Origin of the sequence: Chryseobacterium cheonjiense (assembly GCF_012927265.1) — a bacterium.
In the GTDB taxonomy this organism is placed as follows: Bacteria; Bacteroidota; Bacteroidia; order Flavobacteriales; family Weeksellaceae; genus Chryseobacterium; species Chryseobacterium cheonjiense.
The window spans coordinates 30,388-43,362 of the sequence record NZ_JABBGF010000005.1; the positions used below are offsets into that span (position 1 = coordinate 30,388).

At 38.2% G+C, this 12,975-nt stretch carries 11 protein-coding genes; 1 reads left to right on the forward strand and 10 read right to left on the reverse strand.

The window, feature by feature from the left end; genetic code table 11:
* Nucleotides 1-170: 170 nt before the first annotated feature.
* Entirely contained in the window at nucleotides 171-863 is a 693-nt protein-coding gene (locus HHL20_RS19120) for an AIM24 family protein (RefSeq protein WP_169232751.1), read from the forward strand.
* 57 nt (nucleotides 864-920) lie between these two features.
* Here HHL20_RS19120 and HHL20_RS19125 read toward each other — a convergent pair whose 3' ends face one another.
* From HHL20_RS19125 to HHL20_RS19170, 10 genes are all read right to left on the reverse strand, one after another.
* Nucleotides 921-1,604 (reverse strand): hypothetical protein, encoded by a 684-nt coding sequence (locus HHL20_RS19125; protein ID WP_169232752.1) that lies wholly within the window; start codon nucleotides 1,602-1,604, stop codon nucleotides 921-923.
* On the reverse strand, nucleotides 1,577-2,065 hold the full coding sequence (locus tag HHL20_RS19130) for a DNA-deoxyinosine glycosylase (protein WP_169232753.1): 489 nt from the start codon (nucleotides 2,063-2,065) through the stop codon (nucleotides 1,577-1,579). Before HHL20_RS19130 ends, HHL20_RS19125 begins: the two co-directional genes overlap by 28 nt.
* Nucleotides 2,066-2,147: 82 nt before the next feature.
* Nucleotides 2,148-4,142 (reverse strand): S9 family peptidase, encoded by a 1,995-nt coding sequence (locus HHL20_RS19135; protein ID WP_169232754.1) that lies wholly within the window; start codon nucleotides 4,140-4,142, stop codon nucleotides 2,148-2,150.
* Between the two features lie 192 nt (nucleotides 4,143-4,334).
* Nucleotides 4,335-4,679 (reverse strand): phage holin family protein, encoded by a 345-nt coding sequence (locus HHL20_RS19140; RefSeq protein ID WP_169232755.1) that lies wholly within the window; start codon nucleotides 4,677-4,679, stop codon nucleotides 4,335-4,337.
* A gap of 72 nt (nucleotides 4,680-4,751) precedes the next feature.
* Nucleotides 4,752-5,174: a PaaI family thioesterase gene (locus tag HHL20_RS19145; RefSeq protein WP_169232756.1), complete on the reverse strand. Its 423-nt coding sequence runs from the start codon at nucleotides 5,172-5,174 to the stop codon at nucleotides 4,752-4,754.
* A 292-nt stretch (nucleotides 5,175-5,466) separates the two neighbouring features.
* Nucleotides 5,467-7,587, reverse strand: coding sequence for a type IA DNA topoisomerase (locus HHL20_RS19150; RefSeq protein ID WP_169232757.1), 2,121 nt, complete (start codon nucleotides 7,585-7,587; stop codon nucleotides 5,467-5,469).
* A gap of 615 nt (nucleotides 7,588-8,202) precedes the next feature.
* Nucleotides 8,203-9,078: a pirin family protein gene (locus HHL20_RS19155; RefSeq protein WP_169232758.1), complete on the reverse strand. Its 876-nt coding sequence runs from the start codon at nucleotides 9,076-9,078 to the stop codon at nucleotides 8,203-8,205.
* 769 nt (nucleotides 9,079-9,847) lie between these two features.
* A complete protein-coding gene (locus tag HHL20_RS19160; protein WP_169232759.1) occupies nucleotides 9,848-10,432 on the reverse strand; it encodes a Crp/Fnr family transcriptional regulator in 585 nt (194 codons plus the stop codon).
* Between the two features lie 9 nt (nucleotides 10,433-10,441).
* Entirely contained in the window at nucleotides 10,442-10,753 is a 312-nt protein-coding gene (locus tag HHL20_RS19165; protein ID WP_169232760.1) for a hypothetical protein, read from the reverse strand.
* Nucleotides 10,754-11,079: 326 nt separating this feature from the next.
* Nucleotides 11,080-12,690 carry a Na+/H+ antiporter gene (locus HHL20_RS19170; RefSeq protein WP_169232761.1) on the reverse strand — a complete coding sequence of 537 codons (1,611 nt, stop codon included), beginning with the start codon at nucleotides 12,688-12,690 and terminating at the stop codon, nucleotides 11,080-11,082.
* Nucleotides 12,691-12,975 lie beyond the last annotated feature (285 nt).

The following is a 12,975-nucleotide window of genomic DNA, read 5'->3' on the forward strand; positions in this document are numbered from 1 at the left end:
TTTAAATTACGGTTTAAAAATTATCAATTACAAGATGTAATTTTCGGACTGCAAATATACGACATTCGTACCCCCTTTGTCAAGTATTATTTGCAATAGGGCAAAAAACCGTGGTTTTACGGGAAAGATTAGATTAAAAAAAATTGTATTTTGCAGTTTTAATTTACACTATGAGCAAATATTCAATTGAATCTTTCGTCAACGAAACAAAAGAAAAACCCGAAAACAGAGATTACTTCGAACTGGAAAAACCCGCGTTGCTGGAAATCAACCTGAACAATCAGTCTGTATGGACGAAGACCGGAAGTATGGTAAGCTATATCGGTAATATTAATTTTGAAAGACAGGGAATGCTTTCCGGAGGTTTGGGAAATCTGCTAAAAAAAGCAATAAGCGGCGAAGGAGCGCGACTGATGAAGGCGGAAGGTACAGGAAAACTGTACGTTGCGGACGAGGGAAAAAAGGTGCGCATTCTTTACCTTAATAATGAATCGGTTTGTGTAAACGGAAATGATATTCTGGCTCATGAACAAAGCGTAAAAAGTGATATCACCATGCTGAAAAGCATTGCAGGTGTAATGTCCGGCGGACTTTTCCAGGTAAGATTATCGGGAACAGGGCATATTGCAGTCACGACACATGGTGAGCCTTTAACTTTAATGGTAACTCCGGAGGCACCGGTTTTTACGGATCCGAATGCAACGGTAGCCTGGTCCGGAAACCTGACACCCGAATTAAAGACCAATGTTTCTTTTAAAAGTCTTATCGGAAGAGGAAGCGGTGAAGAGTTTCAAATGAAGTTTTCCGGAAACGGATGGGTTTTGATACAGCCTTATGAGGAAGTGTACAGACTAGAAAAATAAGGAATTTAATTTATAAAAGCGGTTAAAATAGTAGCCGCTTTTCTTCTGTTTTTATTTTTACAACACAGAATTTTCACCTGTAAAGATCTTTACATTAATTTTTTCGCACTTTGAAAAATCATTCGTCATAATTACACCGTTTTTATAGTCAATTTCAGCATGTATAATTCTGTAATTATCAGAATCCAATTTAGAAAAGAGCGCATTATAAATTTTAGAGTGAATATTTGAAGTAAGGTCCATAAATCGAATTCTCGGAGCAGAAAAGCCGATTTTTTCAACTAAAATCTTCAGTTCGAGATTTGCTTCTTTACTCTTATTTTTAGGATATGTTTTTACAGTATATAAATTTCCACCATTATTTTCCACTTCAACCCTTTCAATCTTTATTTCATCCTGATATACTTTTATCGGAAATACTTTTTTTAACTTTAAACTTGAAAAATTACTATTTTGATTAATGGAGTAGGTATAAAGTTTATTTTTTGCATAGTCATCTAATAAAAATGTTCTTTCAGCTTCTCCTGAAAAAGAATAATCGTATGCTATAAAATCCTTATTTTCTGAATTGAAATAAATAATATTATTTCTTGTATTTCCTTTATACCTGCCTCTTAGTTGAGTTTCTACATCGTAACATTTATAATCAAAATGATATTCCTGGGAAAAAGCATTAGCGAAGCTTAAAATAAGGAATAATAAGAGGAGTTTTTTCATAGGTATTGTTTTATCTTCTTCCATTCTTCCAGTTTCTTTTCAAAAGACACGGTGTGGAGAGGACTGGTAGAAGGCAGCAAAAATACCGGAATTTTATAATTCTTACCTAAAATTTTTTGTAGATTTTTGTACGATTTTCCGCCGTTGCAAAATATGGCTTTCATATTTAGATGATCTTCCAGCAATTCACCAATCTGATTGGCTTCTTCGTTCTTAATTTCAGAATCAAGACTTCCTTTTCTTTCACAGGAATCGATGACATCCCAAAGCGCGATATGATGTTTCTTTAATATCTGAATTCTTTGATTATAATCTTCCGTAAATTTTTCATTTAGTAATTCAAAAATAATCTTCCAGAATTTGTTTTGAGGATGACCGTAATACTGTTGCTTCTCCAGGGATTTAACACCCGGAATCGATCCTAAGATTATAATTTTGGAATCATGGTCAATGATTGGAGGGAAAGAGAAAATTCTGCTTTGCATACTTTGAATTAATAAATTTCGGCTGAAGCCTTGTTGTATTTTCAAACAAAAAGCGGGCTAAAGCCCGCTCCTATTGATATTTTTATAATGTTTCCTTTAACCAGTCGAAGAACTCCCTCTGCCAAACGAGACCATTCTGCGGGTGAAGCACCCAGTGATTTTCATTCGGGAAATATACCAGTTTGGATTTCAGTCCTCTCAGCTGTGCTGCCTGGAAAGCTTCCTGTCCCTGTTCGTAGGGAACCCTGTAGTCGATTCCTCCCTGAACAATCATAATTGGCTTGTTCCATTTATCCACAAAATTGCTTGGGTTAAATTCCGTGTATGCTTTAGGAAGCGGTTTTTCCCACGGAGAACCAAGGTCCCAATTGGCAAACCAAAGCTCTTCCGTGGTAAGATACCAGGATTTCATATCAAACAATCCATCGTGAGCAATAAACGTTTTGAATCTGTTTTCGTGGATTCCGGCTAACATGAATACACTGTATCCTCCGTAGCTTGCTCCTACAGCTGCTACTCTTTCACCATCCACGTAAGGTAATGTTTTGGCAAAGTCTGTTGCGGCAAGATAATCTCTCATGGGCTGACCGCCCCAGTCTTTGGATATTTCTTCATTCCATTTTGTTCCCCAGCCCGGCATTCCGCGACGGTTTGGTGCTACAACGATATATCCGTTGGCAGCCATTAAGGCGAAATTCCATCTTGTACTAAAGAATTGTGTTAAAGCCGACTGTGGTCCGCCCTGGCAATACACCAGTGTCGGGTATTTTTTATTCGGGTCGAAGTTGGGAGGATAATGGAACCATACCCCCATTTCCTTACCGTCCGAAGTTTTAACCATTTTAAGCTCAGATTTTCCCTGTGCCAGAGTTGCATACATCTCTTTATTGGCATCGGTTACCTGCTGCATTTCTCCGTTTTTGATATTGACCGAAAACAGGTCTGTTGCATGGTTGATGTCTGTTCTTCCTACCAATAATGACTTTTTCTGATCTGCAAAGATCTCATTTACGTCAAAATCACCTTTTGTGATCTGCTGAACTTTGGCATTTTTAGGATCTAACGAAAACAGCTGTTTTGTTCCTCTGTAAGCCGCCGTGAAGTAAATATTCTTAGAATCTGCACTCCAGAACACATCACCGGAAACACTTTCGTCCCATCCTGCGGTAAGGTTTGACACTTTAGATGTTTTCCAGTCCATGATTTTCACATCATTCTTATCCGCTTCATAACCATCTCTGGCCATGCTCTGCCAGATCAGCGATTTCCCGTCCGGACTGAATTTAGGATTTACATCGTATCCTTTGTTGGACTCCGTTAAATTTTTGGTTGTTCCTGTTGCAAGATCGTAAGCGAAAATATCTGTATTTGTGCTGGTGGAATACTCTTTTCCACTTTTAGGTTTTGTTACGTATAAAAGCTGTGAAGAGTCCGGACTCCAGATAAAATCTTCAGCTCCGCCAAAGGGCCTTTGCGGGGAATCCCACATTTTCCCTTCCAGCAGATCTTTTGCAGCATCTGCTTTATCCGAAACATTTACTACAAAAACATGATTGTATTTACCTTCATTGAAATAATCCCAATGTCTGTGGTTGAGGTCGGTATAAACCTGTGCTGTAGTTTTCGGGGTGTCTGAATATTTGTCTTTCCCCATTACTTTTTCCACCAGAACCTGTCTGCTGAAGGCTATTTTTTTACCGTCAGGAGAAATAACAACATTATCGGCTTCACCGATCGTATAAAATTCCGTCCAGGTTTTTGCATTGTCTTTAGAAAGAAAAATTTTATCGCCTTCCTGGGCATAAATCCCATTTTTATCCCACTGAATCAGGGCTTTTTTACCTAAATCCATTTTTGCGGACTGATTATTCAGAACATTCAGAAAATAGGTTTCGTTTTTGGTTTTCTCTGTTTTAAGATCCACCTGCCCCACTTTATAAATAAGCGAAGACTGATCGGGTGAAACGGCCTGCACCCCAACTTTTTTTAAAGTCCAAAGGATTTCGGGCGTCATTACTTTTTGTGCATTCATTAAGAGCGGAGCTGCCAAAGCCAGCAGACTGTACTTAAGTTTCATATTGTTGATCGAATTTTTTGATTATGATATAAAGCTCATAATCCTGTTTATTTCAAAGTTTTCAAAGTTACTTATTTTTACCATACAGCAAGAGAATATTCAAAGATAAAATTCTGTCAAAATTTGTACTGTTATATAAAAAAAAGAGTGAACCGAAGCTCACTCATTATCAACCTTTGATATGTTTATGATCTAATCTTTGTCTGAAAACATGGAATTAGCCAAAGAAGTAACGATAGAAAGAAGGATACTGAAAATCAGAGCCCACCAGAAGCCATCTACTACCATACTGTCAATCAGGCGATCTGCAATGAGAATAATAATTGCATTAATAACCAGTGTAAATAATCCCAGTGTGATGATCGTTAACGGTAATCCTAAAAGATTAAGGATTGGTTTTACAATCAGATTTAAAATTCCCAATACAATGGAAAAGATAATAGCCCCACCGAATCCGGAAAAATGGACTCCCGGTAAAATCATGGTAAGCAGATAGGCTACAATTGCTGTTACCAGCAGACGAATAATTAAGTTCATATTTTTATTTTTTTAGTCAGTCACTTATTCAGAAATTCTTATATTAAATATAGCATAAATTTCCGAAAAGATTTACTTTATTTTCATCATGGTTACCAAAGAAGTGGCAACATGGCTTTCCGAATCATTGTTTTCATCAACACTATAGATTTCCGTTCTGATAACGCTGATCTTTGCGCCACCCTTGATGACATACGATTTTGAGACGAGTGCATCGCCGATTGCCGGACGCAGATAGTTTACCTTCAATTCTACGGTTACCACATAGCAATCTTCTTCATAATGACTTACCGCAGCGTATCCTGAAGAAACATCCACTAAAGAAGCAATCATGGCTCCGTTGAACATTCCGGCTTTTCTGGTCATCAGATCCATTTTAGGGATTTTCATGGAGATAAAATCGGTTTCAACTTCCAGAAGTTCTGCTTTATAGAATTTCAATGTTTCGGAACGGTGAAAGCTGTCGGTGATGAGCTGTTTTTTTTCGGGTGTCATTTTTTGATTTTAAAATGTAAATGTAAAGACAAATTTCAAAAACAATGCAAATATGGTTCTGGCCTTAAATTAATTTAACAGATCGACTGAAATAAGTTTTGGCTAAAGCCATTTGATGTTTTTATTATTGGAAAGCGGACTAAAGTCCGCTGCTATTGATATCTTTGAAAATATAATTTTTATTGAACAGATGCTTCGACAAGCTCAGCATGACATTGCGAATGCTAACAGTTTTATTAAACATGATTTTGCAGTGTCATTATGTGCAGAGGCAAAGCATTTTATTGCATACTTAGTTTAAAATAATCTGGAAATGTTCGTCCAAAGACAAAATACCTTCTGCCAAACTTTCAGGATGCGCCGTGAAACCTTTCAGTTTTGAAGTTTTTCCTTTTAGAACGAGATCCATCAGCTGCTTGTCTGATAATTTTTTACCGAATATTTCAAACGAAACTTTAAAGCCGCAGTTTTTGAAATCTGAACACCCTACCGCTGTTTTTCCTTTTAGGAGATGATGTTCTTTGCATTTCGGGCATTTTGTTTCTTCCCAGGACTGCAGTTCTTTTTTTACGGCAGGTTCGCGCTTCTTTTTTTCTTTCACCACCACTTTTTCCTCTTCCAGATTGATTACTTTTCCCTTTCCGTAGACTACCTTTTCGGTAAGCTCTGTCACCATCTGAATCAATTCTTCCTTGAAATGATTGGCTTCATATTCACCTTTTTCAATTTTCCGGAGCTTGAGTTCCCATTCACCGGTAAGTTCCGGGCTTTTAAGGAGTTCATCTTCAATGGTATCAATCAGCTGAATTCCCGTTTGGGTAGCGATGAGGTTTTTCCTTTTCTTTTCAATGTATTTTCTTTTGAAAAGAGTTTCGATAATGTTAGCGCGGGTTGATGGCCTTCCGATCCCGTTATTTTTGAGCAATTCTCGGAGCTCATCATCTTCCACCTGTTTTCCGGCTGTTTCCATGGCACGAAGAAGGGTTGCCTCCGTATAAGGTTTTGGTGGCGAGGTTTTTCCCTGATGGATCATCGGGTCGTGCGGTCCGGTTTCTCCTACGGTAAATTCCGGAATGGTCTGTTCTTCCTCTTTATCTTTGTCTTTTTCCGACTCGTCTTTCGGCTCTTTTGCATATACGGCTCTCCATCCCGGCTCGAGGATCTGTTTTCCGCTGGTTTTGAAAGGAATCGTTCCTACTTTACCTTCCACCAGAGTATTGGAAATTTTACATTCAGGATAAAAAACGGAGATAAATCTTTTAGCAATTAAATCATAGATCAGCTTTTCTTCGCGGCTCAGATTCTGGGAAGGTGGAACTTCGGTAGGAATAATGGCGTGGTGATCTGTGACTTTTGTATCATCAAAAACCGTTTTGGATTTCGGAATCGGGGCTTCCTGCAAAGGTGCCACAAGTTCCTGATAAAAGTACATTTTTCTGAGGATGCCCTCTATTTTCGGATATAAGCTTTCAGATAAATAGGTCGTATCTACACGAGGATAGGTTACATGCTTTTTTTCGTAAAGACTTTGGATATAATTCAACGTATTTTCTGCGGAATAGCCGTATTTTCTGTTGGCTTCGACCTGAAGTCCGGTAAGGTCAAACAACCTCGGATTTTTTTCTTTTCCTTCTTTAATTTCAAAAGAAACGATCTCGAAAGGGTTTTCTTTTAGATATTCCAGCCCTTTTTCGGCCCGTTCTAATGTTTTTAAACGGTCAATCGCGGCATTGAAAACAACATCTCTGTATTTCGTTTTCAGTTCCCAATATTCTTCTACGGTAAAGGCATCAATTTCCTTTTGGCGCTGAACCAGCATCGCCAATGTTGGCGTCTGAACCCTTCCGATAGAAAGCACGGCTTTATTTCCTCCGAATTTTTTGGTAAAAAGCCTGGTTGCGTTGATCCCCAAAAGCCAGTCGCCGATAGCTCTTGCATTTCCGGCGAGATATAGGTTTTTATAGTCTTCAGCAGGTTTTAAACTGGCAAAACCTTCTTTGATAGCTTCTTCAGTAAGAGATGAAATCCACAAACGCTGAATCGGTTTATTGCATTTTGCTTTCTGCAGCACCCATCTCTGGATGAGTTCTCCTTCCTGCTCGGCATCCCCGCAGTTAATGACCTCATCGCATTCGGCTACCAGTCTTTCAATAACTTTGAATTGGTTTTCTACACCTTTGTTCGGAATTAATTTAATCCCGAAATTATGAGGAATGATCGGCAGCAGAAATAAATTCCAGGATTTGTACTGCGGACCGTAATCGTGAGGTTCTTTGAGGGTGCATAGATGCCCGAAAGTCCATGTTACACAATAGCCGTTTCCTTCCATATATCCCTGTTTGGGAGTGGTGGCCCCCAATACTTTGGCAATATCTCTGGCAACACTAGGTTTTTCGGCAATACAAAGTTTCATGAATTTTTCGGAGTTTTGAAGAGGGGCAAAAATCGGGATTTTTTTTGGATTTTGCTAATTTGTTTGTGATTGTGGATTGATAGTTTTGATTATTTATTAATAGCCTGAATGATAAAATTTTAAGTAAAATGGTTCTACGGAGGGAAAAGTGTAATTTACTCTGAAGAAATGTAACCTTACAACGAAAAAATATAAACTTACAATGCAAAAAAGCAACTCCACACCAGAAGAAAGTAACCCTACAATATAAAAATGTAAACTTACAACGTAAAAAAGTAACTCCACATCAAAAGAATACAATCTTACAACGCAAAAATGTAAACTTGCAATACAAGAATATACTTTTACATCACCAATATTATAAATAGTGTTAGAGAAAATATGTCTTACGATGGGCAGCTTGTTTAAAAGAAACGTACTTTTCCGCAAAGTTGAAATTATAATTGAGCATATTTAAGGAGCAAAGAATTAATCAACAAGTTGATTCGATGAAGCTTATTATTTAACTGCAACAAGAATCTAGATCGATTAAGGTTAATTAATTCAAAAAAAGCTCTCTTTTTTAAGAGAGCTCACCAACAATATTTATGAACCAGGTTCATGAATTTATTTATATTACATTGTCATCGGAACGTCCATGAGAAGAATTTCCGTGTTTTCGGATGTCGCTTTAATGCGAAGCTCATTAATATCCCAAACTCCGAAACCATCTCTTTCTTCCAGCTTTTGACCTTCGATTTCCGCACTTCCCTTAATGATAAAAGCATAAACACCGTTTCCTTTTTTCTTTAATTGATAATTGGTTTCAATATTATCTTCAAAATTACCTAAGTGAAACCATGCATCCTGATGAATCCAAACTCCCTCGTCATCGGGATTTGGAGAAAGGATTTGCTGGAATTTATTTTTGCTTTTCGTTTTGTCTAATGTAATCTGGTCATATCTCGGCGTAACGTTTCTTTTATTCGGATATACCCAGATCTGGAGGAATTTCACCAACTGATCCTGATTCTTATTGAATTCACTGTGCATGATACCTGTTCCCGCGCTCATCACCTGGATATCACCGCTTCTGATGATAGCCGAATTTCCCATGCTATCTTTGTGTTCCAGATCGCCTTCCAACGGAATGCTGATGATCTCCATATTGTCGTGAGGATGTGTTCCGAAGCCTCTTCCTGCCTCCACTTTATCATCATTTAAAACCCTTAACACCCCGAAATGCATTCTTTCCGGATTGTGATAATTGGCAAAACTAAAGGTATGATTGCTCACCAGCCAGCCATGGTCTGCTTTTCCTCTGGTATCTGCTTTATGAATAACGGAATTGTCTTTGATCTTTGATTCGGGGTTGGGAAGATGGTTGTAGCCAATCGGTTCCAACGGTTCGATCTCATCGATCTCATTTTTCATGGTGTTTCCCAAGGATGCTGACGCCACAAACATTCCTGTTCCCAATAATCCTTTTTTTAAAAAATCTTTTCTGTCCATATCTGGTGTGTATTTATTCGTTTTGATAGGACAAATTTAGGTTGGTGGGATTTGCTGTGCATTTAACTAGTTTAATAAATGTGATTATTTTCTTTTGTCTTAAAACAAAAGAAACAAAAGTTCAAGACTGGAACCTGAATGCTAAAAAATATTTTTATTCTCTAAAAATCCCAAAACTCGTGCGAGTTCACTATTGATTCTTCGGTTTATTATTGCTGTCGCACTCAGACAGTGGGATTTTCTTTACGTTCATAAAAGTATTTTTCTTAACGCTTCAGTTTCCTAAGTCGGTTTATAGTGTGATGTTTAGGGTTTGATTGCTTTGCGCCTAGAATGACAGAGTATGTTACATGAATTTGTCATTCTGAAAGAATCTCAACATATTTTTAAACAATTTTTCTTTTGCCTTAAAACAAAGAAACAAAAAGTTCAAGACTGGAACCTGAATGCTAAAAAATATTTTTATTCTCTAAAAATCCCAAAACTCGTGCGAATTTACTATGGGTTCTTCGGTTTATTATTGCTGTCGCACTCAGACAGTGGGGTTTTCTTTACGTTCATAAAATTATTTTTCTTAACGCTTCAGTTTCCTAGGTCGATTGATAGTGTGATATTTGGAGATTCTTCGCTGCTTCGCGCTCAGAATGACAGAGTGTCAAACCATTAACCATGAAAAGAAATTGGGTGATAAAACCACCCCGTCAAAAATTCTGCAAATTTTTGCCACCCCTCCTTAGGAGGGGAATTGTGCGGATCTTGATTTTGAAAATTATTTTTGCTTGGAAGCGAGGCGTTTTCGGATGGTGCTTACGAATTCTTTGGAAACGCCGAGATAGGAAGCGATATAGTATTGTGCCACTCTTTGCGGAATGGATGGATAAACTTTTATAAATTCCAGGTACCGGTCTGAAGCACTTTTGGAAATGGTATTGACCAGCCGGTGCTGCAGGGTAGAAAGATTTCGCTGAACAAGCATTCTGAAAACCCTTTCGAACTTTGGAATTTCGGTTAATAGCTGTTCTTTGGTAGTCGGATTGAGCATATAAATTTCCGAGTCTTCCAGTGTTTCAATGTATAAACTGGAAGGCTTCTGATCCTGAAAAGAAGCAATATCACTGATCCACCAGTCTTCTATAGCAAACAGGATAGTGACCTCGAAACCATTATCATCAAGATAGTAAACTCGTACGCAGCCTTTCTGGATATACCCTTCGAACTGGCAGATTTCGCCTTCGCGCAGCAGGACCGTTTTCTTTGGAAAGGTCTGCAGGGTAAGCAAATTGTTAAAAAATTGTTCTTCTTTCGGATCAAGATCAATGAATCGTGTTACGTTTCCGATGATGTTTTCAGACATAGATGCAGTTTAAGGCTGCAAATTAGGAAAAAGTGTGTAAACTTCGTTCTTTAATAATCCGCTTCCTCCGCCATAATGCTCAATAACTTTTACATTTTTATCCAGCTTTTCACAAAACGTTTTGATGTCTTCCTCAAATTGTTCTTCCAAACCTGAACTCAAAAGAACAATATTTACATCCGTATTTCTGATGGTATCATAGCATGCATTCTCGTCCGTTTGGATGGTTGCATTCCATCCTTCATTGTTTTCAATGATTCTTTTCAGGGTATCAAGAATCTCCTGATTTTTTCCGATGACTAAGAAGTGTAAGGTATTCATTTTTGATTGTTTATTTTATGTTGGTTTGAACACTAAAGGCACTAAGATACTTTTTAATACTTTCTGTTTTTAAGGTTCACAAAGCCGTTTTAATTATAAGAGGCACAGAGATTTGATTGATTATTTTTTTTCAATACTCTCGAGTTGAATCTTTCGAAGCCTCTCAATTTCAGCCTTTGCCTGTACTTATGAACACGAAGTTCACAATGATTTCTATCTACTAATTGATTCAAGTTTCACAAAGCCGTTCTACTTATAAGAGGACACAAAGATTTGATTCTAAACCTTACCTCAATCTACATCACAGCCTCAACCTTCGATTTACTCTACAAATGCTTGCTTCCCGTGATCTTTAATTCATTTAAATCCAACTGTGATTCTGCTTTTCGAATCTCATCATCACTGAAGCGTTTCTCTCTCTTCATTTTAAACAGTTCTTTTCGCTGCAGTGAAAAGATATCCAACATGATCTGATGATATTCTCTAAGGTCATTCTGCCTGTTGGCGCACATCTCAATAGAGCTTAAATGATTTTTGTGAAGCTCAATATCATTTTCAACAGTATTTTTAAAATTTTCAACAAGACTATTGTTATTGATATTCATCTGGTATTTTTCATGCAGTGTATTAAGTGCGAGCTTATCAAGCCTGATCTGGATACCCGCCTGCTGTTCATGGGATGGCAGGATGGGATCAATCTCTTCAATTTTAGTAAGTCTGATAATTAAAGGAAGCGTAAGCCCCTGAAAAACCAGGGTCACAAAAATAACAACAAAGGTGATAAACAGGATGAGGTTTCGCATAGGAAATTCCGACTGTTCATTCATCATAACTGGAATCGAAAGCGCTGTTGCCAAAGAAACCACTCCTCTCATTCCCGCCCAACCGATAATCAGCGGATTTTTCCAGCCCGGTGTCGGATCTTTCCGTATATTTTTACTGAGCCATCTCGGGATGTGCGCTACAGGATAGATCCATAACATTCTTACCACAATAACGATGGCGCTGATGATGAGTCCGTACTTTATGCCTTCCATTAAAGAGGTTTCCCCGAGACCGTTGATAATATCGGGAAGCTGAAGACCTATCAGTACAAAAACCAATGCATTCATCACAAAAATAAGGGTATTCCAGACTCCGAGCATGTTGACTCTTGTTGTTCCGGTTTTGAATATTTCATGGGCACGGAATGACATGAATAAGCCTCCACTCACGACAGCCATAACCCCCGAGAAATGAAAGTGTTCTGCAGAGAGGAATAAAATATACGGTGTAATGACCGTTAGGGCTGCATCAATGGCCGGTGTTGTCGGCAAAAATCTGTGAATGGCATAGAAGATATGTGCTCCGGCAATTCCTACTACCACACCCATTCCTGCTACAAGAAAAAACTGCCCGGTTGCTTCCTGCATAGAAAATGCTCCGGTCATTACCGCGGCAAGGGCAAACCTGAAAACAATCAGAGAAGAAGCATCATTAATCAGACTTTCACCCTCTAATATAGCAATGGTACGTTTAGGAACCTTAAGTCCTTTTAAAACAGTAGTCGCCGCCACAGCATCGGGAGGAGAAACGATGCCTCCCAGTAAAAAACCCAACGCCAGGGTAAAGCCCGGAATTAAAGCCTGTGAAGCAAATGCTACTACAAGGGAAGTGAGAAAAACCAATCCGAAAGCTAAAAGACTGATGGTTCTTTTCCATTTCCAAAAGTCATTCCATGAAGTGTACCAGGCTGCTTCATACAGAAGCGGCGGAAGGAAAATCAGGAATATGATTTCCGGATCTAATTTTAAAACAGGAACTCCTGGAATAAAACTGATGCCCAACCCTGCCAGTACCAGAAATATGGGATAGGCAATTTTTATTCGCTGCGCCAGCATCACGAGAAGCATCACGATGAGGAGGAGGCCTAGTATAAGGAGTAGTTGTTCGTGCATGGTTTTTATTTTCTATATGTTAATTTCTTTTGTCTTAAAACAAAAGAAACAAAAGTTCAAGACTGGAACCTTCCACTAAAAATTCCTTTTGCTCTCTAAAAATTCTAAAACTTGCGCGAGTTCACTATTGGTTCTTCGGTTCTATATTTTGTCGCGCTTCGAACAGTAGAATTTTCTTAACGTTCGCAAAAGTAATTTTCTTTACGCTTCAGCTTCCTAGGTCGTTTTTTATATTATTGTGAATAAAGATCCTTCGACTGCTTCGAGCTCAGGATGACAGAGTAT